This window comes from Rothia sp. ZJ932 (assembly GCF_016924835.1).
In the GTDB taxonomy this organism is placed as follows: Bacteria; Actinomycetota; Actinomycetes; order Actinomycetales; family Micrococcaceae; genus Rothia.
In genome coordinates, this window is record NZ_CP070480.1 from 1,507,944 (window position 1) to 1,531,624 (window position 23,681).

A 23,681-nucleotide genomic window follows, 5' to 3' on the forward strand; every position below is an offset into this window, starting at 1 on the left:
CATGACAGTTAACCACTCAGTACGGGTTTACCGCAGTGAAGAGAACCTGCCCCGTGAAGAACAGCTCGCCCACAAAATTGCCACGGTGGCAACAGACCCCGTAGAGGTTCTGCCCGAGGTTGAAGAGATGGTGATTAACCGTATTATCGATAACGCATCGGTTGCCCTTGCATCTTTGAACCGCGACCCCATCATCTCAGCTCGCGACCAGGCACTCACTCACTCCCCCAGCTCAAACGGACGCGGTGCCACCCTCTTTGGTGTGGACGCGGCAACCAAGGTTTCCCCCGAATGGGCAGCTTGGGCAAACGGAGTAGCTGTCCGAGAACTCGACTATCACGACACTTTCCTCGCCGCTGAATACTCGCACCCCGGCGACAACATTCCACCCATTCTCGCGGTAGCTCAGCACACCGGCAGAAGCGGACTCGACCTCATTCGAGGTCTAGCAACCGGCTACGAGATTCAGGTTGATTTGGTCAAAGCGATCTGCCTGCACAAACACAAGATTGACCACGTTGCTCACCTCGCTCCCTCAGCCGCTGCCGGCATCGGTACGCTTTTGAATCTAGAGACAGAAACCATCTTCCAAGCTGTCGGTCAGGCCTTGCACACCACCACCGCTACCCGCCAATCACGTAAGGGAGAAATCTCTACTTGGAAGGCACACGCACCCGCTTTTGCCGGCAAAATGGCTGTCGAAGCTGTCGATAGGGCAATGCGCGGTCAGACATCACCTGTTCCCATTTACGAAGGCGAAGACGGTGTTATCGCTTGGCTCCTTGATGGTCCCGGCGCCCGCTACGAAGTGCCCTTGCCCGCAGCAGGTGAAGCAAAACGGGGCATCCTTGATACATACACCAAGGAACATTCCGCGGAGTACCAGGCACAGGCATGGATCGATCTAGCGCGCAAGCTCAACCACGAACGTCCTGAACTTGCGAACCCCGAAAACATCCAGTCGATTGTTCTACACACCTCCCACCACACCCACTACGTTATTGGGTCAGGCGCCAACGACCCCCAGAAATACGATCCCACCGCAACACGCGAGACGCTGGATCACTCCATTCCCTATATCTTCACCGTCATGCTGCAAGACGGTGTATGGGATCACGTTGGACCCTACGCGCCCGAACGTGCCCAGCGCCCCGACACCGTAGCTTTGTGGAACAAGGTCACAACGGCTGAAGATCCCGAGTGGACCCGCCGTTACCACTCCACTGACATCAGCGAAAAAGCTTTCGGTGGCAGGGCTGAAATTACCTTGGCTGACGGAACCGTTATCAGCGAGGAAATCGCTGTTGCCGATGCCCACCCGCTCGGTGCGCGTCCCTTCGGACGCGCCGAATACATCGATAAGCTCCGTACCCTTGCCGAGGGCATCGTGGCAGAAGATGAACTCAACCGCTTTATCGATGCTGCAGAGAACCTCTCTTCCCTTGGTGCAGGCGAGCTTGATGCTCTCAACATCACCGCAGCACGCACACTTTCAACCGGTCAAGGAGGTATCTTCTAATGCTGTATGCTCACAAAACTCCGGCAGAAAAGCGACTTGATTTACGTCAAAAGCTATCAAGCTCCACCATTCAAAGGTTCCCCGGCACCTTCACACCTCTTTCGTCTAGGCTGATTGAAGAAAAGGGATTTGAAGGCATTTACATCTCGGGTGCGGTACTTGCCAATGAACTAGGGTTCCCTGATGTTGGGCTGACGGCTCTCTCAGAGGTAGCCCAACGCGCAGGTCAGATTTCCCGCATCACGAACCTTCCTGCAATCGTCGATGCTGATACCGGATTTGGCGAGCCGATGAACGTTGCCAGAACTATTCAAGAATTCGAAGAGTACGGTCTGGCAGGGTGCCATATTGAGGATCAATTCAACCCCAAACGGTGCGGTCACCTCGATAACAAGAATATGGTTGACCTTGAAACAGCCACCAAACGCATCAAAGCTGCCGCTGAAGCTAGACGCGATCCTAACTTCTTAATTATGGCGCGTACCGACCTACGCGGTGTTGAATCCTTAGAAGCAACCGTTGACCGTATTCAGGCGCTTGTCGATGCAGGGGCAGACGCTATTTTCCCCGAGGCTCTCAAAGACCTCAGCGAATTTGAGACAGTATGCTCCGCCGTTGATGTGCCGGTCTTGGCGAACATGACCGAATTCGGTAAAAGCAAGCTGTATACCCTTAAAGAACTCGAAAATGCAGGAGTCAGCCTGGTTATTTACCCTGTCACCCTGCTGCGTTCATCCTTTGGGGCTATGGAGCGCGTTCTTGAAACCATCGAACGAGATGGCACCCAGGAGGCAGCCGTTGATGAGATGTTCACCAGGGCAAGACTCTACGACCTGGTGGATTACGAAGCTTACAACCGCTTCGATACCGGCATTTTCAACTTTGAAGTACCCGGTAAATTCACTAAAGCTTAGCTCCTGTATCTGGTGTGCCTGCTTCTGCTTCACGGCAGCGCAGACACACCTCATCTGCCGGTTCGCCCACACTGTAAAGCGATTCCAGCGCACCACGCTCTTCTTAAGGAGCTACCACTATCATTCTTAGACCCGATTCAAAGGAGAATCATCATGGTCGCTGATACCGATATCAAAAAGGGGCTGGCGGGAGTAGTTGCAGATTACACCGCAGTCTCAAAAGTAAATGCAGAAACAAACTCACTGCTCTACCGCGGGTACCCCGTTCAAGAATTGGCTTCAACCTGTAAGTTTGAAGAAGTTGCTTTGTTGCTGTGGGACGGTGAACTACCTACTGCTGAACGCAAAGCTGAACATATAGCTTACGGTCGTGCCCACCGCAGTCTAGGTGCTGAGTTGAAGGCAGTCATTGATGCTTTACCGTTGGATTGCCATCCCATGGATGTTTGCCGTACAGCAGTTTCCTTTCTCGGTGCGTGCGACCCTAAAAGCGAGGATTCTTCGGCTGAAACAGAGTTGAAGAAAGCCTGGGAGCTCTTTGCGGTACTGCCTTCTATCGTGTGTTACGACCAGCGTAGACGCCACGGTCTTGAGCTCATTGAGCCACGAGATGACCTTGACTATAGCCAGAATTTTCTGTGGATGGCGTTTGGGAAGGTTCCTTCAGACGAGGTACGAGACGCTTTCAATACCTCCATGGTGCTCTACGCCGAGCATTCTTTCAACGCATCAACTTTCACAGCGAGGGCGATTACTTCTACCCTTTCTGATCTTCATTCAGCGGTAGCAGGCGCTATTGGCGCTCTCAAAGGCTCATTGCACGGTGGTGCGAACGAAGCTGTTATGCACACTTTCAATGAGATTGGCATTCGTTCTGGAGAGTCTGAAGAAGATGCTAAAGCTCGCGCTAAGGAGTGGATGGATCAAGCCCTAGCTGAAAAGAAGAAGATAATGGGCTTTGGACATCGCGTTTACAAGAACGGTGATTCCCGAGTACCTACCATGCAGGACGCGTTCTTCCGCATGGTTGAGCACTACAATCGAAACGACATGATTGGTTTGTATAAGGGTCTTGCACAGTCAATGGACGAGGCCAAGGGCATTAAGCCTAATCTGGATTATCCGGCTGGTCCTACCTATCACCTCATGGGATTTGACACCCCCACTTTCACTCCCATTTTTGTGTGTGCCCGTATCGCTGGGTGGACCGCACACATTTTGGAGCAGCGCGCGAGTAATTCTCTCATTCGCCCGCTCTCTGCTTATAACGGTCATAACGAACGTCATGTCAGCTAGCTAAAACCCATATGAGACTGTGCAGTGGGGCTGAGTGTTTAGAGCTATCTGTTAATGGGAAAAGCTCTAGGCGGGTAGCCCTGCTAATAGTTTGGTGCGCTACCGCGCTCTAGGGTGGGCTGCTGCGAAGACCTCGCGCAGGGTATGGGCGGTGACTTTGGTGTAAATCTGGGTGGTGTTCACCGAAGCATGCCCTAATAATTCTTGGACCACGCGTATATCTGCGCCGCCCTCTAATAAGTGGGTGGCGTAGGAATGGCGCAGGGTGTGAGGTGATATTTCCTCGGCAAGCTGTGCCCTATCGCAGGCTTTTTTGAGAATCAGCCAAGCTCCCTGGCGGGTGAGCCTGCTCCCACGAGCGTTCACGAAGAGGGCGGGGGTTCCCTTCCCTTTAGCTGCTAGTTCTGGGCGGGCACGTACGAGATAGTCATCGATTGCTTTCAGCGCGTAAGAGCCAACAGGCACAATGCGTTCTTTATTTCCTTTACCGAACAAACGAACTACAGCGGGTACCTGGGTAGCCAGAGGTTCGGTGGCTTCCGCATCTTGCGAGCTATTGGCGGTAGCGCGAGTGCGCGAGAGGTCGTCAAGGTCGACGTTAGTGACCTCACTAATACGTGCGCCTGTGGAATAGAGAAACTCTAAAATCGCTCGATCACGCAGACCAGTAGCGGTCGAGGAATCAGGAGCTTCTAAAAGTTTTTGGACGCGCTCAAGAGAGATCGCTTTGGGCAGACGTTGGGCGGGGGTTGGGGGTGCAACGGTAGCAGCCGCGTCCGTTGTCGTTATGCCCTCGATCAACCAAAATTTGTGAGCACCGCGAACCGCCACCAAAACACGGGCGATACTGCGGGTGCTCAGGGGTTTAACCTCAACGTTCCCGGTTGCCAGGGAGACCGCAAAATCGCGAATATGTTTGGTGGTGATACGGTGGGCATCAATGACACCCTGCTCAGCCAGGTAGTGCTCATAACGGTTCAAATCGCGGGTGTAGGAATCAACGGTATTGGTTGCCAGACCCCGCTCAATCACTAGGTGGCTGAGATACTTCTGCACACTTCGCCCCAGTGGGGTCAGTGGTTTTTCCTCTGCTTGGGTCAGGGCGGACGCGGTGGGGCGGCTCATGGGGTTAGCTCAATGAGCCGCGGTAGTTGCCATCTCGCAGGTAGGGGTGAGCGGGCCAGGGCGCGTCCACAGGTTTTGCACCAACAATCCCGCCTTGTAGGGCGGCGTAGGTAGCGAGGATTGCCTGGTTGGCGCTGGGGCTGTGCAAACGAGCGTTGAGTACAGCGCCCACGGCTTCTTCAAGGTCGAACCAGCGCATGATGATTTCAGCTTCTTCGCCTTCACGCTGGGTTTTTTCGGTAGCTGAGATTTCGCTGATTCCACGCGCTAAGTACATTCGGTTTGCTTCAGCAGAACAACCTGGGCTGTTGTGATATTCCATGAGAAGATCCCACTGTTCAGCCTGTAAATCCGTTTCTTCGGCGAGCTCCCGCTTGGCTGCGGTGAGAGGGTCTTCGCCCTCAACATCGAGCATTCCAGCAGGAATCTCCCACAGGTTCATGCCCACCGGCTGACGGTACTGGTTGATGAGCAGAATCTGGTTTTTATCATTGAGCACGGAGATACAGACCGCACCGGGGTGAGTAATGAAGTCGCGTCCTAGTGCTTCACCGTCTTCGGTGAGGGAAAAATCCTCTCGCACCACGTCCCAGATGTATCCTTCAAACTTTGTTTCGTGCGAGCGCACAAACCGCGGGTTCACAACATCAGCGAGCTGGGTTTGGTTTATCACCTCTGCACGGGCGTCGATGCGCGGGGCGGTGCCTGTATCGGCGTGGAGCTTTTGTTGCATGGGAGATTTTCCTTGTGTGGAGCTAGTCGATTAGTAGCTTAACCCTACCGCTTAGTGGGCATTTGATTTCAAATATAGGTAGCAGCTTGTTACGGGAAAAGACTCAGCTGGTGGAGATAAGGCGCTCTAGCTGACCGGCGATGTTCATTGCTAACACATCCGCGTCCGGTTGGGTGAGGACGGTGAGCCCTACGGGTAACCCGTTGACTTTCCCGATGGGCACGGTGATACTCGGTGAGCCGCCGTGGGAACTTAACCCGGCGGCGGCTGTGCCAGCCCAATCGTGTGAGGCAGTTTCAGGACTGGTAGCGTAGATGATCGCGTCAAGGCTGTTGGCTCGCATATATTCCAGCCATGCTCGCCGTTGCTCTGCCCCGCGCATCAGCGATTCAGCCAAGGCTTCCGGGTGGGTGCGAGCATACTTTAGCCAACGTTCGATCGTTGCAGAATCGATCAGGGCAGTTTTTAGCGCATGCGCTACCAGTTCGTGGGTAGAGTCTACATCATCTGAGCACGCGCCTGAGGCAACGAACTCCTCAAGAGCAAGGGCAATCTCAGTGTATTGGCTACCCGGTAATAGCTGGTGGGCTTCTTGGGCAGAAAGCGTACACTCAACTTCCTGCATTCCCTCACGTTGCATCAAGAGGGAGGCACTCGATCGCACCTTCTCAGCTACTGCAGAGCGAATCTTTTGACGCTGGCTCCCGGTAAGACTCGGTGCCCCCGGTGCCTGAAGCGGCCACTCAAGGTAACTAATGCGAAGATGACGCGCCACTCCCCTGGCGGTTTCCCCAGAAGAAACTTCTGCCTGGGTCAGGTTCAAGGTCCCTGCAACCAGTTGTATATCAGCAACGCTGCGGGCAATAATGCCGGGCGTATCTTGTGCCGGTGCCAGCGGAACGATACCCTCGGTTGGTAGCGTTCCAAAGGTCGGACGCCAACCCACCAAACCCGCGTGAGCTGCCGGACCCACCACAGACCCGCAGGTATCAGTGCCCACAGCTATCGGGGTGATTCCCAGCGCTACCGCAACAGCGCTAGCCCCGCTAGAACCGGATGCGCTCAAGGACTCATCATAGGCGTTAGTCGTAGTGCCACCTAGGCTAGAAGCGGTGATGGTACCGTGCCAAGCGAATTCAGAGGTGTTCACCGTCGCTAGCACAATCGCACCGGCGTTCCTCAAGGTGGCAACCGCCGGAGCGTCCTGCTCAGCAACGAACTGACCAAAGACAGGGTTACCGGCGCTCAGTGCCAAGCCCCGTACCGCGATGTTGCCTTTCACCACCACGGGGATTCCCGCTAGCGCGCCCTCTGCTCGCTGAGCGATGTCCCCTTCAGCGTGACAAAAAGCGATAGCCTCATCAACCTGCTGCGCTTCGTGTTCAGCCTGCCGGTTAAGTTCAAGGACAATACGGTGAGCGGCATTGTAAGTGTTCAAACGCTTCAGTGATTCTCGTACCAGCTGAGCTGCACTTCGTTCACCGCTTATTACCTGATCCCGCAGTTCGGCAAGACTTATGCCCCACCAGCTAGGGTGATCGGTATGAGCGTTCACTGAGGCGTCCTTTCTTGACTACGTTTTAGAGTTGACCGGCATCTTTAAGCAGCTCGCGCGCGTGTTCTTGGGCGGATGCTGATTGGTCATGGCCCGAGAGCATGCGGGCAAGTTCTACCACGCGCTGCTCGGTATCAAGCACCTCAACCTTAGACTGGGAGGCGTCATCGTTTTTGAGCACCAAAACGTGATGATCTGCAAAGGCTGCTACCTGGGGCAGGTGGGTAACCACCAGTACCTGCACGTGTTGAGCAAGCATCGCGAGGCGTCGCCCAATCTCAATAGCTGCCTTACCGCCCACCCCTGAATCAACTTCATCGAAAATAAAGGTGGGTACGGGGTCAACCTCAGCGAGTACCACTTCAAGTGCCAGCATCACGCGCGAAAGCTCACCGCCTGATGCGCCTTTACCCAGGGGCCTAGGCACAGCATTTTTATGGGGTGCCAGCATAAAAGTCACGGTGTCTTTGCCGTGAGCACCGAATTTCTCGGTCTGTTCAACGCTGACTACCAAGGATGCGTTGGGCATAGCAAGAGCCGTCAGTTCCTCTGAAACAGCAGCGGCAAGTTTCTTAGCTGCCTTAGTGCGTGCTTCAAAAAGGCTCTGGGCAAGAGTGCTGAGGGTATCGCGCAACTCGCGCAACTCGCTCTCCAGCTCATCGTTGCGTGCCGGGTCGTCGCTGAGTTGAGATAGACGGGTACGAGACTGGTCTGCCCACTCCAACACTTCAGCGATATCAGCACCGTATTTGCGGGTCAGGGTTTTGAGCTGGGCGCGGCGGGTTTCCACCTCAGCAAGGCGCTCTGGTCCCTCACTATCTAGGGTCGCGCTGTAACCCGAAATATCATCAACGATATCGGTGATATTGATGAGTGCCTCGTTGAGCCGCTGGGCGATGGCGCGCAGATCTTCATCGGCATCTGCCTCGTTCAGCACAGCCGCACGAGCGGTATCGAGCAGCCCCAGCGCGTTGGCTTCAGTACCGTCCCCGTAATCACTACCGGCGAGAGCCGCCGATGCTGTTGTTGCAGCTATGCGCAGCGCCTCAACGTTGGCAAGTTTTTGGCTTTCTGTCCGCAACGCTTCGTCTTCGCCCTCTTGCGGGTTGATACCGTCAATCTCAGCCAGAGCCCCCTGCAAGGTTTGCGCTTCAAGAGCACGGGCGCGCGAATTTTCCCTCACCTCTTTAAGCTCAGCGGCAGCTTCACGGTAGCGGTCGTAGGCTGTTTTGTATTTCTTATGCAAACGCTCAACAGAACTACCTGCGTAGGAGTCAAGTGCGTGACGCTGTTCAGCTGATGATTTCAGGCGCAATTGGTCAGACTGACCGTGAACAGCAACGAGGGTGTGCCCTATCTCAGCCAGGGTACCAATAGGTGCGGACGCGCCGCCCACGTGGGCACGCGAACGTCCGGTGGAGTTTACGGTACGAGCTAGTAGTAGCTCTGCCCCGTCGTCGTACTCCTCAACCAATCCGCCTGCGTCCTCGGCAAGTTGCACGGCACGGTGGTTTTTGGGCAGCCGCACCACGGCTTCTGCGAGAGCAGATTTGGCACCGTTGCGCACGCTTGAGGCATCAGAGCGAGCACCCAGGAGCATACCTAGTGCGGTCACCACCATGGTTTTACCCGCACCGGTTTCACCGGTGAGCACCGAAAAACCCGGTTCTAGGGGTAGACGGGCGTCATTGATAACGCCCAAATCTCGCAGGTGAATTTCTTCAATCACTTGTTGACGACCTCAATCATTCCGGTTGCCGGGGCGGTGCTGGGACCTCGCCAGCCAGCAATGGGCAGTTCAAATTTTCTAACCAGACGCTCGGAGAACGGTGCTGGTTTCATGCGAGCTAGACGCACCGGTTTACGCGAGCGTACAACCTCGATGCGGGTGCCGGGGTTAAGATCGCGGGTTCGTCGCCCGTCGCACCAGAGTACTCCTCCGCCGCGGTTTTGGGGCAGAATCTCTACCGCCATCATGGAGCTGGGGGCGGTAACCAGCGGGCGCGAGAAAAGAGCGTGGGCGCTCAGCGGCACCAGGAGCATGGCGTCCACGGTGGGCCACACGACGGGACCACCGCCAGAGAATGCGTAGGCGGTTGAACCGGTGGGGGTCGCTAACACTACCCCATCACAGCCGAAGGTTGAGAGGGGACGCTTATCGACCTCAATCACAACCTCCAACATTTTTTCACGGTTGCCTTTTTCAACGCTGGCTTCGTTCAGCGCCCAATCGGTCAGGATTTTTCGACCACCCTCCCACACATGCACATCAATAGCCATACGTTCTTCAACGGTGTAGCGGTTGTGCACGATGTTATCAACGGTCTCGTGCAGATCGTACTCTTCAGCTTCAGCCAAGAAACCTACGTGCCCCAGGTTCACTCCCACTAGCGGAATGGTGGTGTGTCGAATACGTTCAGCGGCGCGAAGGATTGACCCGTCGCCGCCCAGCACCATGCCCAGCTCAATGTCAACGAGAGCCACAGTTTCGCTCACCACCTCAACCGGCACTGATTCCTGCCAGCCGTGGGTCAGAATATCGAGGTCCTCGCGTTCCATCACAGGGGTAAGACCGGCTTCAAAGAGCTGACGGCAGGCAGCGCGAGCTGCATCGCGCGCGTCCTCACGGCCGGTATGAGCAAAAACAAGAATTTTTCGGGTCACGGTAGCTCCTGTTACCCCTTGAAACTGTCGATGGGTGAGCGTCAAAGATGCTCGCACCCCACTGTACGCCGGTGGGCGGCGTCAAGCATTTATGACGCGGGTTGAGATAGCCATAGAAAGTATTCGAGGTTGCCGTCTTGACCTGGCAATTTAGATTCGCTGATACCACGCACGGTCAGCCCGCACTCTTCAGCACAGCGTTTGACGTTCTCTACAGCCTCTAAGCGTGCGGCGGGGTCAGTTACTACCCCACCTCGTCCTATCAAGTGAGGTTTGACCTCAAACTGGGGTTTGACCATGAGTACCAAATCTCCCCCGGGGGCGGTTGCTGCCGCCAAAGATTCCATGACTAGGGTGAGAGAGATAAAGGAAAGATCAGAAACGGTCAGTTCCACCTGCCCACCGATATCATCGGGCTTCATGTAGCGAGCATTCATGCCCTCGAAGACCGAGACGCTCGCGGTGTGGCGCAGACTCTCGTCCAACTGGTCATGACCAACGTCCACCGCCATCACGCTCTTGGCACCGAGCTCCAACAGAACCTGGGTAAATCCCCCGGTTGAGGCACCAGCATCCAAACAGCGCTTGCCCGCAACCGAGATGTCAGTGAAGGTATCGAGGGCACCGGCTAGTTTGTGCCCGGCACGCGAGACATAGTGGGTCAGGGCGCTCTCGCGCACCGTCACAGAATCCTGGGGCTGAATCTTGTAGGACTTGTTCGCTGCAACCCCGTTCACTAGCACACTGCCCTCTTCGATCAGCTTAACCGCGATGGTACGTGAGCGCGCAAGACCAGTATCAGCCAAGTACTTATCAAGACGCACGCGTTACTCTCTTTCGGTTACTTCAGCACCGGTAGCAACCGGAGTGTCGGAGTTCATCGAGGCGCGCAGGTCTTCGGCGGTTTGCTCAAGACGAGAAAGACGCTCCACAGGGTCAAGAGCTAAAACAGCCTCAAGCTGACGTTCGAACGATGCCAGTTCAGTGTCAGATTGCTGATGGTGAGCAGGCTTAGACATAGTCAATGTTCTCCGGGGCAAGGGGCGCGTCAGTTGCCGGATGCGCCGCCCACCAAGCAGCGCAGGCAGCGCGTTGGGCGTCGATGTCGCATCCGCTCATGCGCACAGTGTTACCCTCGACTTCGGCAAAAGATGAACCTGCAGATGCACGCACGCCGTCAGCAGTTTGGCTAACGTCAACGCTGGGGTATTCCTCAAAGAAACCATTCAGGGTTTCAATCAGGTAGGTGGGGCGCTCCTCGGGTACAGCAGCAAGCACCGATTCAAAAGTTTCGACGCCGGTAAATACCAGTGCTGTTGCCATCTGAGCACGGTTACCACCCAAAATATCGGTATCTAAGCGGTCACCCACCACTACCGGGGCACTACTGTTCAGAGCCTTAGCCGCCGTGTAAAAAATAGGTGATTCGGGTTTACCAGCCACTAACGGGGTACGTCGGGTAGCGGTAGCAACCGCGTTTACCAGCGTCCCATTACCCGGTGCGATGCCCCGCTCCTTGGGAATCGTAAAGTCAGTGTTTGAAGCTACCCACAGCACTGACTCGTCAGCTAAAGTGTAGGCAGCCTCAGCTAAATCCTCCCACACAATCTTGGGGTTGAACCCCTGCGCTACCGCCACGGGGTGCTCACTCTGCGAGCGCACGGGGGTTAGCCCCGCCGCGCTCACACAGTCAGCTAATGCCTGCGCACCGGTAATGAGGACGCGAGAGCCCACTTCCAAACGCTGCGCCAGAAGCTCCGCCGCAGCCTGAGCTGAACTAACCACGTGTTCGGCATCAGTGTTAACGCCCAACTCCACTAAGTGCTCAGCGACCTGCTCAACACTGCGCGAAGCGTTATTGGTGACGAAAGCTACGGGCACGCCCAGCTTCTGCGCCTTATTCAGTGCCTCGGGGGCACCATCAATAGCGAAAGGGCCGGCGTACACCACACCGTCAAGGTCAGACAAAATAGCATCGTGGGCGTTCAGCAGCATACGGGTTCTCTTTCTTAGTTCTCGTCAGAAGTTTCTGAGTCTTCAACATTCTGCTCAGTATCAACCACGCTCAGGTGATCCTCGGCAGCATTTTCATCATTGTAGGTTGCAGACTCTTCTTCGACGGTAGCTACTTCTTCAGGAGCAAGCTGCTCGGATGATTCTGTTGCAGACGCCTCGGTCAAGTTTTCTTCGTTCTCTTCGGTAATCTCTGATTCTTCTTCAGCATCGTCTGTTGCCTCAGCGGTCAAATCAACGGAAGGCTCTTCAGGTTCTAGCAAATCCTGCTCTGAGAAAATATCAAAGATCTCGGGTTCAACGAATGCGCCCTGCCCCAAAGCTGCCTCAGTCATTACTGCCAGGCGCATCCATCCCTTAGCCTCTTTGGTGCGACCTGCCTCAGACAACAACTCAGAGTAAGCACTAAAGAGACGGGGGCTGTACTCAAAACCGCGCTTCTTATTCAGCTCGGGAATCTCAAGCGCCTTGAGAGCACCCCCCAGGTCACCTGCATCGTGCTTAATACCAGAAACCACCAGAGCAACCTCAACGCGGGTTACTGGGGCGAGGTCCTCATTCATGACCTCAGCAGCTAGCTCCAGTGCTTTCTCGGTCTTACCCAACGCACGCTCGTTATCAACAAGCAACGCAACGTGCTCGTTAGAACCGGTAATACGGCGGTGGGTACGCAACTCGCGCAAGGACAGTTCAAAATCCTCAGCAACGTAGGCTGCAATACCAGTTGCCTCTCGCACCACAGCGATACGACCAGCACGGCGGGTAGCGTACTTAGCATGCTCAAGAGCAAACGCGGGGTCAATCTCAAGGTAACGACCAGCCATCACCAAGTGCTGGGCTACAGTCTCAGCATTCTGAGCTTCAAGAGCGCGCAACTGACGCAGGGTGCTACCATCTAGCTCTTTACCGGTAACGTCAGTATCGATCTCGGGTCCGGCTACCTTCGCCGGAGGGGTGTAACCGCCCTCGTCATTACTACGGCGGGCGTTATTACCTTCGCCACCGCGACGGCGTCCGCCAAAACGCTTATCTTCATTGTGATTAGTGCGTTCATTATTAAAACGGCGTCCCTTGACACCATCATTGCCGAAAGAACGCTCGCCACCGCGACGGTCATCATCGCGACGGTTGCCGCCAAAGGAGCGACCACCCTCACGGCGGTTGTCTCCGAACTTACGGTCATTACCACGACGTTCACCGCCAAAAGAGCGACCACCCTCACGGCGGTTATCAGAGGAGCTGCGATCGCCTGAGAAGTTACGGTCGCCGCGGTTCTTGAAGCCATCGCGGCGGTTATCTGATCGGCGGTCATTTGAGTCTCGGCGTGAGAATTCAGACAAAGGAGCTCCTCTATTGGGCGTGCCCCTATCGTTCAAGGGCACAAAAAATTTTTAGGTAGTTAGACCCATTCTATACAGTCGACCAAGCTGGCTAACACCCCAACTGCCTGAATAAGGGTGCGGTTTTAGGCACATAAAAGCCGGTGGATGAGTCCGTGCTGTGTAACGCGCGGACGCTCCCACCGGCTCAGGGGCTACTAGGGCTAGCTCTGTGCGGCAGCTAGTGGCTACTGCATGTACTTAGCGAGTTCTCCTTGCAACCGTGCCCTCTTTTTGGTCAGGCGGTCGATTTCAGAATTGACGATATCAAGTTTTTGGTGGTTGCCCAGAGCATCGAGCTCAGCCTGGGTCTCCTCGGCGATACCGATGAGAGCTACCAGCACAGGTTCTTGAGAGCCTGAGGCAATAGTCTGCTCAAGATCGCGTTTATTGTGTACCAGGGTCTCCAGCTTTTGCTGCGCCACCAGAATATCGCCCTCGTAGCGGTGCTTCTTGGTGGTGCCCAGGGGCTGGTCGCGCATGACGTCCACTGCCTCCATCGCGTCCCCATCAAAACGTACGTTACCCTTTTCAAGCACAATGCCGCGGTCGCAAATCTGCGAAACCAGATCAAGGTCGTGGCTAACAACCACCAAGGTTTTACCGGTAGCGCACAGCTCTTTAATCTTTTGCAGACACTTCTTTTGGAAGGGTTCATCGCCCACCGCCAGAATCTCGTCCACCAAGAAAATCTCGGGATCGGTATGAATCGCTACTGCAAAGGCAAGACGCAGGTACATACCTGAAGAATAGAACTTGACCTCGGTATCAATAAAGTCACCGATTTCAGAAAAAGCGACAATTTCATCGAAGAGAGCATCAGTTTGTTCTTTGCTCATGCCCAAAATGGCGGCATTCAGGTAGACGTTGTCGCGTCCGGTCAGATCGGGGTGAAAGCCTGCGCCCACCTCAATCAAACCGGCGATACGACCGCGGGTGAGGACGCTACCCTGGTCGGGTTGCATGACGCCCGAGATGAGCTTGAGCATGGTTGATTTGCCGGAGCCGTTATAGCCCAGCAATGCAACACGCTCACCCTCGCGGATCTTCATGGACACTCCGTTGAGAGCGCTGAAACGTTCGCTCAAATCGCCCTTGCGACCCTTAATCAGCCAAATAAAGGCTTCTTTCATGGAGCGGGTATGGCGCAGTACGAATCGCTTCACCAGTCCGTCCACACGAATCACATCGGGCGCATCGGGAGCCACCGGAGGCAAATCAAAAATATCGAGTTTCATCTTTTACAGCTCCTGCGCGAAGTTGCCCTCGAAGGTACGGAACAGCCAGTTACCCAGCAAGAGCAACACCAGGGAAATACCGAAAGCGATAGGTACCCATACGGTCAGCAAGTTCGGGAACATGTACCAGTTACCGGCAGCCAGCAGTAACTGCTGTTGCTCACCGCTGAGAGTTGGCTGCCAGAAAGCATAGTGGAAGAGTTCCACCGCCACCGTCAGCGGGTTCGACATATAAAGATACTCGATGTTAGGAACCTGTACCTCACGCGCCACCATGGTCCAGGAGTACATGACCGGCGATAGCCAGGTTGCCATCATCAGGAACATATCTACCAGGTTCTCTGAGTCTCTGAAGAACACATTTGCCACGCCAAAGACCATACCGGCAGCCAGCCCAAAGACCATCACCAGCAGAACACCCACGATAATGGCACCAATTTGCTTAAGATCAGGCGTCCACCCCACAAACAAACAGGCGACAATAAGCACCAAAATCTGCGGAAGGAAGTGAATCACACCCACCCAGATGGTAGACAGCGAAAAGAGCTGGCGAGGCAGGTAAATCTTTTTAATCAAAGCACCGTTCACCACGAAAGCGCGGGCGCCGTTGCTAAAACATTCCGAGAAGAAGTTAATAACGATAATGCCCGAGAACAGATACACCGAGTAGTTCTGCAAGCCCTTTTCAAGACCCAAGAAAATACCCAGTGCCAGATAGAACACGAGGAACTGAATAGCCGGCTTGATGTAAGACCAGACGATACCGAGAACTGACCCTCGGTAACGTACCTGAATCTCTTTATCAACGAGCAGCTTCAGTAGATACTTGTTGTGGAGAGCGTCTTTCAACCCCCGGCCTTTGCCGGGGGCTGAAAACTCTCGAGTTGCTAGATCACTCATCGAGTAAGTTCTGACTCCGTATGCTTATCGAAGGTCTTCTTCCATGCCTCGTAAGAGGCTACGTCAGCTGCCGCATCGCGGTATTGCTGACGCAAAGAAGCCCAGTTCTTGAAGAGCTTGGCGTGCAAGGACGCTGCTTTAGCGAGCTTGGAACGTAGTTGCTCGGGGTCGCGCTTGTACCAGAAAACACCCGTACCTTCAGCGTTAGTGACCAGCAGCGAATCAAAGCGAGAGACGGTCCACCAACGGTTCTCCTGGTAAGAGAGCTGAATCTGGGGGTTTTCCTGAGCCATCTTGTCTACGGGAACAAAAGCCTGACGTCCCACAGCCTTTACTGCCCAGGGCAGCAGATTCTTGTAGGTGGGCGGCGCGAAGTTGCGGCGGCCTTTGAAAGGAGGCTTTTTAGTCTTAGGCTGCGGGTATGCATCAATGTCGCTCTTAAGCTGAGCGTCGATGTAGTTGGCAGCTTTACCGCGAATAACCGGCAGTCGTTCGCTCAGCGAGTCGTGCAGGTGCTCGGGGCCTGAAAGCAAATCTTCAAGTGCCATCAAGCGTCCTTCTTCGGTGTAGTACTGCATGCTCAAGGCATGCTTAACATCGAGGAAGAGTGATTCGCGCATCACTGCACCCCCCTTTTCGAAGGGTGAGTGAATCAATGCGGTAATGAGGCGGTTACGTTCGTGGAAGTAAGCCTGCCACCCCACGGAATCGTCTTTATCGACCCACGAAACGTGCCACAAACCTGCGCCGGGGAACGAAACGGTAGCGATACCGGCTTCTTTCGCGCGCAGACCGTACTCAGCATCATCCCATTTAAGGAAGAGCGGTAGTGAAAGACCGATTTCTTTAATGACTTCAGTAGGAATGAGGCACATCCACCAGCCGTTGTAGTCAACATCCACGCGGCGGTGTAGCCAGTGGGTGTTACGCAGGTTGTGACGGCCCAAGTCATGGCCCAAGGTCATGTCTTTATGCGGACGGTCGTAGAAGGTGCGCCAGGGGTTCACGACTTCGCCAAAAGCGTGCAGAACGGTGCGGTCATACATATCGAACATGTGACCGCCCACGATGGTGGGGTTCTTGCAGTAGTCAGCGAAGGTGACCAATCGAAGGATCGATTCGGGTTCAACCACCACGTCATCATCAAGCAGCAGGACGTAGTCGCTACCGTTGTTCACTGATTCGTACATGCCGCGGGCAAAACCGCCTGAGCCGCCCAGGTTGGACTGGTTGATGATGCGGAACTTACCGGCTAACGGCGCCACGACCTTTTCAAAATCAGGATGATCCTGCACCTTATCGGTGCCCTGATCAACAATCAGCAGTTCCTTGATGGAATCAAAAATATCGATGTTCTCACCCAGTGAACGGATGTTGTTGATGCAGTATTCAACCTTGTTCATGGTGGTAATCTGCACGGTTGCTTGACCGCCGTTTTCACCGGTGCGAGGGGTCGCATCGCCCAGCCAGTTAGCTTCTACCAGGGTGAAACCCTGTTGCTGGGCATCGAGGTCAAACCAGTACCAGCCACCGTCACTAAAGGGGTTCAGTGACAGCTTAAAAACTGCCTCGTTCTCACCGGAGACAACAGCAGCGTCCACACGCTGAATAACACCGCGCGCATTGGACTTGTAGACAATAATCATGCCCTCACCTTGGGTCTTGACGCTCAGGGTCACGAAGCGCAAGCTCGTCCATCGACGCCAGTAAGAGGCAGGGAAAGCATTGAAGTAGGTACCAAAGGACAGGGACTTACCCTTAGCAATCTGGGTGGAACGGCGTCCGAGCAGATCGCTAGCATCAGCGCGTGAGCTATCGGCGGTTTTCTCCTGATCGGAGGTTGCCTGCACAAAAGTTCTATGCGCGTCCCCGTCTTCGCGGGTGGGTAGCTGCACACCCGATGCCATGCCAGCATCAACGTAGAGAGGAATAACGTCGGTCTGTACCGCTTCGGGCAAAATGACGCGCTGCAGGGTACGCAGTGATGACGTATCGATGGTGGTAGTAGATGACATAAAAGGTATAGCTCCTAGTACTTAGGCTTCGTCAATGCCGCCGGAAACGATTTTCTCGCCACCGGTGAAGTGAGGCTTAATTTTGTTATCAAACATCGAAAGTGCAGCACCGATAGCCATGTGCATATCGAAGTACTTGTAGTTGCCCAGACGTCCGCCGAAGAGGACCTGGGGTTCAGCAGCAGCCAGCTCGCGGTACTTGAGAACCTTTTCGCGGTCAGCGGCGGTGTTGATGGGGTAGTAGGGCTCATCGCCGTGCTCGGCAAAACGTGAGTACTCACGGTGAATAACGGTTGCATCCTTGGTGTAAGTACGCTCGGGGTGGAAGTGACGGAACTCGTGAATACGGGTGTAGGGTACGTTCTCATCCGCGTAGTTCATCACTGAGGTGCCCTGGAAGTCTTCAATGGGCAGAATCTCTTCTTCGAGATCGATGGTGCGCCATGACAGGTCACCTTCGGCGTAATCGAAGTAGCGGTCGATGGGACCGGTGTAGATGATCGGCACCTGACCGCGTACCTTGGAGCGGGAGAATTCGTGACCGTCTTCAAAGAAATCGGTGTTGAGGTGAACCTCAATGTTGGGATGTACTGCCATGCGCTCTAGCCATGCTGCGTAACCGTCAACGGGCAGACCTTCGTACTTGTCGTTGAAGTAGCGGTTGTCGTAGGTGTAGCGAACAGGTAGACGCGAAATGATGGACGCGGGCAGTTCCGAGGGGTCGGTCTGCCACTGTTTTGCGGTGTAGTGCTTGATGAAAGCCTCGTAGAGGGGGCGGCCGATAAGCGAGATGCCCTTGTCATTGAGGTTCTTGGGGTTGGTGCCTGCCAGCTCGCCAGCCTGTTCCTGGATCAGGGCTTTAGCTTCCTGCGGTGAGTAAGCTGCGTTGAAGAACTGGTTGATAGTGCCCAGGTTGATGGGCATGGGGTACACGATGTCGTTATGACGGGTGTAGACACGGTGTACATAGTTAGTGAATTCAGTGAACTGATTGACGTACTCCCACACACGCTCGTTGGAGGTGTGGAAGAGGTGCGCACCGTACTGGTGAACCTCTATGCCGGTGTTCTCTTCGAACTTGCTGTAAGCGTTGCCACCGACGTGGTCGCGACGGTCAATGATGGCTACTTTAAGGCCCAGTTCGTTAGCTGCTCGTTCAGCGATGGTAAGACCAAACAGTCCCGAACCAACAATGACTAAATCTGCGTTCACAAGATACTCCTGCACTTTAGGTAGGGGACGCTCTTTGCCCCTTTAACCGGTTTACCGCGATAGCTACTCACCGCGGTGCTGTTTTGTGCGCCCCGGTATAGGGTGAGCGCAAAACATAGTTATACGTACATATAACCTACCGGAATTTTACCTCTCTACCGCATCGCTGAGTAAGTTTTAGCTGTTATTCTTGGGGAATTCACCAACTCGATGTGTTAGGTGTCACCTTCTTTTGTATGACATGATTGTGACGCTCAGAGGTACTGCACACGGACTCATTGTGGACACAGCTACCGGTTATTAGTCTCACAGAGGAGGTTATCCACAGGTGGCGGGCGCTGCGGTGGCTACAGGAAATTTTTCTGCCCACAATAGGGTCATGGAGCTTCTACTACTGCTTGAAATTGATACGCACCGCCCGCTGCGTCCGGTGCGTGTAGAGACCACCGGTGGGCAAATCGGTGCAGATACACTCAGCCAGTATTTGCGCGGGTTCTTGGGGTTTGACTGCCAATGGTGGGTGGGTCAGCAGAGTCTAGAATCGTGTGTTCTGGGTGTGCAGCCTCTGGTTACGGGGGCGATCTTACGCCGCTCTCCTCAGGCGATAAGCCAGCAAAAGATGCTTAGTTTTGTAACGGTTCATGGTCCCGAGAGCGGACGCTTCTGGCAGCTACAGCGGGGCTCATACAGCCTTGGTAAGTTCAACACTGATATCTGCATCAGCGATCCCGCCTTAGAGCCGGTTCACGGTGTACTAACAGTCGCCGAAGAAGGCATCAGTTTGCACGCCGATAACGCAGTCTTTGACTTAGCAGTGGGTGAAACTTTCATACTGGGTAGCTCACGCTGCCTGATGGTTGATTCTCCGCTGCCATTGCCATCACAACCGGCGGCTCTTGGCTCTCAAACTGTGGAGCTTGATCCACCCCGCAGCGTCGTACAGCTCATTTTAATGACGATTTTACCTATAGTCTTGGGAGTAGTCATTGCTCTGGTCACCGGCATGTGGCTGTTCTTGCTCATGTCGATGGCATCAAGCCTGGTGATGGGTTCTCATCTGTTTCTGCATCAAGGCTCAAGCGCAGCAACCCGGCGAAAACTGCGGGAGGCTGCTGAGCGCGATATGGCGAGCGCGTCCGTCTACCCTCATGTCGCTCACCTCGTGGAATCTGGCAGTCTTCTGCCAGCGGCGGCGCTTGTATCACCGGGTATTTTTGGGCGCTCAGCGTCTCTTAGCGGGCGGTACATCGAGAAGTATCGCGTTCCTTTTGTGGATGAGGTGCCGCTGTTGCTTCCGGTGGAACCGGGGGTGAGTATTCGGTGTGAGGTCGAGCCCCGGCTCCTGAATCTCCTGGTGCTTCAGCTTCTGAGGGTGGCGCAGGTTTCCGTGGTGCTGACGCAGGGCGTCCTCCGGTTAAACCCGCAGTGGAGGTTGCTGACGGTCTTGCCAACGGTGGTTGTGGTGGATTCATCAGAGGGTGGCGAACAGTATTTTTCTTCTCACGCGGCTGTAGTGGCTACAGAACCCGAGATAGTTGGGTGCGACCTGACGGGCGTTACAACTTTTATTGTGGGCAGCTGTGAAGCTGATGCGGATGTCGTATTACAAACCTGCGGACGCTCGGGTCAGCTCTTAGCGTCGGTATCGTCTTCGTCGTGTCTGCAGGTGCCGGGGCTCAGTACACTCCCCTGCACCGTTGCTGCAGATGGTGTGGATGATTCCACTTTCATTCAGGCGGTAGGTAACCTCTTACAGCAGATGCACTCCCCCACATCTGTAGCGAGTCAAAGTGCAGATGCAGTTCATCAATTCAGCGGGCGGTTTTCGGAGCTTACTGAGTTCGGGGTAGAAGATGTGCCCCTGCGCTGGTCCCAACACCTGTATGCACCTGATCTGATGATTATGGTGGGTAAGGGTCTGCCAAGGCTCTCCGTCACAGAGCATGGCCCTCATTTTTTGGTGGGAGGCACCACCGGTTCTGGTAAATCTCAGTTTTTACGGTCAATGGTGCTGAGTTTGGCGGCGGTTTATTCTCCTGCGCGTTGTAGCTTTCTTTTTATCGATTTCAAGGGTGGGGCAGGGCTTGGTCCGCTCCATCAGCTGCCCCATTCTTTGGGGTTGCTCAGCGATTTAGATACTGCTTCGGTGCGCAGGGCGCTTGCTTTCTTGAAGGCTGATTTGAGTGCGCGCGAACGGCTCTTTCAGCAGCTAGAAGTCAATTCCTACAGGGACTATTTGCGGGTGTGCGAAAAAGCTAGTGAGCAGCCGGGTTTTAGCGAGATTTTTATTGTGGTGGACGAGTTCAAAATGCTGGTTGAGTCAATGCCAGAGGCTATGAACGATTTGATGAAGGTGGCAACTATTGGCAGGTCCTTGGGCGTTCATCTTATTCTTGCTACCCAGCGTCCTCAAGGCGCTGTGTCTGCTGATATCAAAGCTAATATATCTACCGTATTTGCCCTGAGGGTGGCATCTTCGCAGGATTCTCACAATCTGCTGGGTAGTGATGACGCAGCAGATATTTCGCCTTCCTGCCCTGGAGCAGGCTGGGCGCGGCTTTCTGACGGACAACTGGCACCTTTCAGAGCGCCACGTTTGGATGCAGCCCCATACACTTATTCTCTCAAATTGAGAGTACATGATCTTTACAGTGGCTTGCAGTACCCGCAGAGAGGGGAATCAGCTGATACTGAGGATGCCCTCTTTGCCGCCATCGTCGGTGCCTACACCCCGGCGTTAGAACCGGCGGCTTATGTTCCTATTGCTCCCGCCTTGACTTGCGGTACACCCACCCCACACAAAGATGCCTACTACTTAGGACGTCACGAAAACGCTGTCTGCGGTAAGCAGGATGAGCTGTTGTGGTCGTCCGCTTCGCAGGGTTCTCTTGCGTTAGTGGGTTCCGCTGCAGAACGCCACCGGGTCATTTTTTCGTTGCTGAGTCAGGCAGCTCAACGAGGAATCCCCCGCATTGTTTTTACCGCTGAACCTACCCTTTACCGGACGCTATCGCACGATGATTTCAGGGGCGCCGCAGACTGCGTTTTAGGCATTCAGGATATAGCCTTTCTGCAGGCGGTGTGCGAAGAAATCACGCAGGTACCCCGCCCCGTCTTACTAGTGGTCGACGGTATTGATATCTTGCTCGAGCATACGCTACGCAAGCCCCAGCTTGAACTCACCCTTTTACAGCTAGTCCAAGACGGTCACCGTACCGGAATCGAGGTCATCGTGAGCGCTTCCACAAAAATTCGGGGCAAGTTTTCAACGGCAGCGCACTCCACTGTGGTCACCGCAGAAACGATGCGCAATGATCTCGCCACCACCGTTCTACGCTCCGAAATACCCCCTGGCACCGGGCAGTGGCGCTGCGAAGGTACACTCACCCACAGCATAAGCGCAGAAACGGCGACCGTTGCCGCCTTACTCGGCAGTAGTCAGCCACTGTGCATGCCCCTTACCGATGACTTCCGTCAGCTACCGGAACAGATAGATGCCGCCCAGTTGCCCCAGCAGGTATCAGAAGCCCCCAAACAGGGCTTGCTTGTAGGTTTCTCTCGGCGCCAACGCCCCGTTACCCTAACCTCCGGCAACCGCAAGATTCTTTGCATTGCCGGCACCAAAGGCAGCGGTAAAACAACCCTGCTTCAGCAGCTACCGGGACTGAACCCCAACGAGTCTTTTACTCTAATTGAAGGCAGGCAAGTACCCGGAGTTTCTGCTCTAACCTCTTACCTCGATGCTCTGAGCGACCCTGCCCAGCGCATCCTTCTCATCGACGATTTACACAGTCTAGATGCCGCGTCCCAGGAGGCTCTACGCGCCCGTTGCTCCCACTACCGTCTAGTCGTTCTCGCTTTCACACCGTGGAAGAGATGGCATGCATCCCCGCTACTCTCACAGCTTGCCGGCACCACCTACGGTATTGTTCTACAACCTCGTACTGCCGTTGACGGTGAATTTTTTGGACTGGAATCCTTACCGCTTGACACCCTCACCCGAGGTGTATGCCCACCCGGCAGGGCGTTGCTCATTGACGGGCTCGAAGCCACCGCTTTTCAAGTACCGGGTAGCTCACGCTCATAGTGCTTACGCAGGTATTTGATAACACGAGGCGAGAACATCAAAATCATCACAACCCCGCAGACGAGAGCCGTCACGCTCCCCGGTACAAACTGACCAGAAACAGCGATCTGTGTGCCGATAATAACGCCCATAATCTGCCACACCACGATAAGGGCACGAGCATACAATCGCCCCTCATACAAACCTTTAGCGCCCCACGCCAAAGCACCGGCAATTAATACAAAAGCGAAAACTAATACAGCGGTTGCCGATGAGATACCCTCACCCGGAGCGTAAATCACCGACAACACCGCTAATGCCATAACGGCAATAATTTCAATTCCGACCAGTCCCACAATCACAAGAACAGCGGGCGGACGTACAGGCAATACACCCCTCGCACTTTCAGGCTTCACTGTGATCCCCTTCTCTCTGCCCCACTCGATATCTTCTCTCGCTTTTAGTCTATACACCCTGCACCACCGGTGCCCCTACAGCAACCAGTACCCCACCCAGTGTGGTGCTTTTAACACCACAACAATAGCTGTGATTGATAACTCACGCCCAGCAGAGTTTTTATTCAAGAAACCTCTTGTTTACTTTCAACCGACATGCGAAAGTTATGTAGGTCGACTTGGCTCCTAGCTTATTCAGGGGCCCGGTTTTTTGTTAGGCTGAGTTTTTTATTTTTTATCAAGCGCAGCCTCAGTGTACATATTTGAAGGAGAGCGTGCCCATGGATTGGCGTAGCCGTGCTGCTTGCCTAGAAAAAGACCCAGAATTATTTTTCCCTGTGGGAAACACTGGTCCGGCGCTACTTCAAATTGAAGAGGCAAAAGCCGTATGCCGCAACTGCACCGTCATGGATACATGCTTGCAGTGGGCAATTGAGACCGGTCAAGATTCCGGTGTCTGGGGCGGAATGAGCGAAGAAGAACGCCGAGCGATGAAACGCCGTGCTGCTCGCGCTCGCCGCGCGTCCTAAGACTCTTTTCAAAAGGCGGTGGACAGAATCTTTACGATTCTGTCCACCGCCTTTTGTTGTGCTCGCG

Annotated in this window: 18 protein-coding genes and 1 pseudogene; 5 read left to right on the forward strand and 14 right to left on the reverse strand. The window is 54.6% G+C overall.

The annotated features are described in order from the left end of the window. The first annotated feature begins 1 nt into the window (after position 1). The 3 genes from JR346_RS06935 (at position 2) to JR346_RS06945 (ending at position 3,729) form a co-directional block, all read left to right on the forward strand. Complete coding sequence (locus JR346_RS06935) at positions 2–1,519, forward strand: MmgE/PrpD family protein (protein ID WP_205482061.1); 1,518 nt, start codon at positions 2–4, stop codon at positions 1,517–1,519. Continuing rightward, the gene (gene prpB / locus JR346_RS06940; RefSeq protein WP_205482062.1) at positions 1,519–2,433 is read left to right on the forward strand and encodes a methylisocitrate lyase; all 915 of its coding nucleotides are present in this window, start codon (positions 1,519–1,521) and stop codon (positions 2,431–2,433) included. The genes JR346_RS06935 and prpB overlap by 1 nt, the downstream gene beginning before the upstream one ends. 153 nt (positions 2,434–2,586) lie before the next feature. Then, a complete protein-coding gene (locus JR346_RS06945; protein ID WP_205482063.1) occupies positions 2,587–3,729 on the forward strand; it encodes a bifunctional 2-methylcitrate synthase/citrate synthase in 1,143 nt (380 codons plus the stop codon). 99 nt (positions 3,730–3,828) lie between these two features. Here the strand turns inward: JR346_RS06945 and xerD are convergent, their stop codons facing one another. From xerD to glf, 13 genes and pseudogenes are all read right to left on the reverse strand, one after another. Next, the gene (gene xerD, locus JR346_RS06950; RefSeq protein ID WP_205482064.1) at positions 3,829–4,854 is read right to left on the reverse strand and encodes a site-specific tyrosine recombinase XerD; all 1,026 of its coding nucleotides are present in this window, start codon (positions 4,852–4,854) and stop codon (positions 3,829–3,831) included. A 4-nt stretch (positions 4,855–4,858) separates the two neighbouring features. Continuing rightward, positions 4,859–5,587, reverse strand: a complete 729-nt coding sequence (locus JR346_RS06955; RefSeq protein ID WP_205482065.1) for an NUDIX hydrolase — start codon at positions 5,585–5,587, stop codon at positions 4,859–4,861. 103 nt (positions 5,588–5,690) lie between these two features. Next, positions 5,691–7,142 (reverse strand): amidase, encoded by a 1,452-nt coding sequence (locus JR346_RS06960; protein WP_205482066.1) that lies wholly within the window; start codon positions 7,140–7,142, stop codon positions 5,691–5,693. Between the two features lie 25 nt (positions 7,143–7,167). Further along, positions 7,168–8,871 (reverse strand): DNA repair protein RecN, encoded by a 1,704-nt coding sequence (recN, locus tag JR346_RS06965; RefSeq protein WP_205482067.1) that lies wholly within the window; start codon positions 8,869–8,871, stop codon positions 7,168–7,170. Next, the gene (locus tag JR346_RS06970; protein ID WP_205482068.1) at positions 8,868–9,806 is read right to left on the reverse strand and encodes an NAD kinase; all 939 of its coding nucleotides are present in this window, start codon (positions 9,804–9,806) and stop codon (positions 8,868–8,870) included. The genes recN and JR346_RS06970 overlap by 4 nt, the downstream gene beginning before the upstream one ends. Positions 9,807–9,895: 89 nt before the next feature. Continuing rightward, positions 9,896–10,630 (reverse strand): TlyA family RNA methyltransferase, encoded by a 735-nt coding sequence (locus tag JR346_RS06975; RefSeq protein ID WP_205482069.1) that lies wholly within the window; start codon positions 10,628–10,630, stop codon positions 9,896–9,898. 3 nt (positions 10,631–10,633) lie between these two features. Beyond that, a complete protein-coding gene (locus JR346_RS06980; RefSeq protein ID WP_204876495.1) occupies positions 10,634–10,825 on the reverse strand; it encodes a hypothetical protein in 192 nt (63 codons plus the stop codon). Continuing rightward, positions 10,818–11,801, reverse strand: coding sequence for an HAD-IIA family hydrolase (locus JR346_RS06985; RefSeq protein WP_205482070.1), 984 nt, complete (start codon positions 11,799–11,801; stop codon positions 10,818–10,820). The genes JR346_RS06980 and JR346_RS06985 overlap by 8 nt, the downstream gene beginning before the upstream one ends. Positions 11,802–11,815: 14 nt before the next feature. After that, the gene (locus JR346_RS06990; RefSeq protein ID WP_205482071.1) at positions 11,816–13,159 is read right to left on the reverse strand and encodes a hypothetical protein; all 1,344 of its coding nucleotides are present in this window, start codon (positions 13,157–13,159) and stop codon (positions 11,816–11,818) included. Positions 13,160–13,674: 515 nt separating this feature from the next. Continuing rightward, positions 13,675–14,436, reverse strand: a pseudogene (locus tag JR346_RS06995) (ABC transporter ATP-binding protein); the annotation flags it as partial. Between the two features lie 3 nt (positions 14,437–14,439). Further along, positions 14,440–15,336, reverse strand: coding sequence for an ABC transporter permease (locus JR346_RS07000; RefSeq protein ID WP_204876506.1), 897 nt, complete (start codon positions 15,334–15,336; stop codon positions 14,440–14,442). After that, positions 15,333–17,351, reverse strand: coding sequence for a glycosyltransferase (locus tag JR346_RS07005; protein ID WP_205482072.1), 2,019 nt, complete (start codon positions 17,349–17,351; stop codon positions 15,333–15,335). The genes JR346_RS07000 and JR346_RS07005 overlap by 4 nt, the downstream gene beginning before the upstream one ends. 21 nt (positions 17,352–17,372) lie before the next feature. Continuing rightward, on the reverse strand, positions 17,373–18,563 hold the full coding sequence (gene glf, locus JR346_RS07010; RefSeq protein ID WP_204876520.1) for a UDP-galactopyranose mutase: 1,191 nt from the start codon (positions 18,561–18,563) through the stop codon (positions 17,373–17,375). A 343-nt stretch (positions 18,564–18,906) separates the two neighbouring features. Here glf and JR346_RS07015 point away from each other — a divergent pair, with 343 nt between their 5' ends. Then, positions 18,907–22,650, forward strand: a complete 3,744-nt coding sequence (locus tag JR346_RS07015; RefSeq protein WP_205482073.1) for an FtsK/SpoIIIE domain-containing protein — start codon at positions 18,907–18,909, stop codon at positions 22,648–22,650. Here JR346_RS07015 and JR346_RS07020 read toward each other — a convergent pair. After that, entirely contained in the window at positions 22,623–23,018 is a 396-nt protein-coding gene (locus tag JR346_RS07020) for a hypothetical protein (protein WP_205482074.1), read from the reverse strand. The genes JR346_RS07015 and JR346_RS07020 overlap by 28 nt on opposite strands. A 347-nt stretch (positions 23,019–23,365) precedes the next feature. On the opposite strand from JR346_RS07020, the gene JR346_RS07025 reads away from it, so the two are divergent. Continuing rightward, complete coding sequence (locus JR346_RS07025) at positions 23,366–23,614, forward strand: WhiB family transcriptional regulator (RefSeq protein ID WP_204876526.1); 249 nt, start codon at positions 23,366–23,368, stop codon at positions 23,612–23,614. Positions 23,615–23,681: the final 67 nt, after the last annotated feature.

Excerpts from the sequence above, each read along its gene's own strand:
- JR346_RS06935 (WP_205482061.1), top strand. The coding sequence starts at position 2 with ATGACAGTTAACCACTCAGTACGGGTTTACCGCAGTGAAGAGAACCTG.
- prpB (WP_205482062.1), top strand. The coding sequence starts at position 1,519 with ATGCTGTATGCTCACAAAACTCCGGCAGAAAAGCGACTTGATTTACGT.
- JR346_RS06945 (WP_205482063.1), top strand. The coding sequence starts at position 2,587 with ATGGTCGCTGATACCGATATCAAAAAGGGGCTGGCGGGAGTAGTTGCA.
- xerD (WP_205482064.1), bottom strand. The coding sequence starts at position 4,854 with ATGAGCCGCCCCACCGCGTCCGCCCTGACCCAAGCAGAGGAAAAACCA.
- JR346_RS06955 (WP_205482065.1), bottom strand. The coding sequence starts at position 5,587 with ATGCAACAAAAGCTCCACGCCGATACAGGCACCGCCCCGCGCATCGAC.
- JR346_RS06980 (WP_204876495.1), bottom strand. The coding sequence starts at position 10,825 with ATGTCTAAGCCTGCTCACCATCAGCAATCTGACACTGAACTGGCATCG.
- JR346_RS06985 (WP_205482070.1), bottom strand. The coding sequence starts at position 11,801 with ATGCTGCTGAACGCCCACGATGCTATTTTGTCTGACCTTGACGGTGTG.
- JR346_RS07000 (WP_204876506.1), bottom strand. The coding sequence starts at position 15,336 with ATGAGTGATCTAGCAACTCGAGAGTTTTCAGCCCCCGGCAAAGGCCGG.
- JR346_RS07005 (WP_205482072.1), bottom strand. The coding sequence starts at position 17,351 with ATGTCATCTACTACCACCATCGATACGTCATCACTGCGTACCCTGCAG.
- JR346_RS07025 (WP_204876526.1), top strand. The coding sequence starts at position 23,366 with ATGGATTGGCGTAGCCGTGCTGCTTGCCTAGAAAAAGACCCAGAATTA.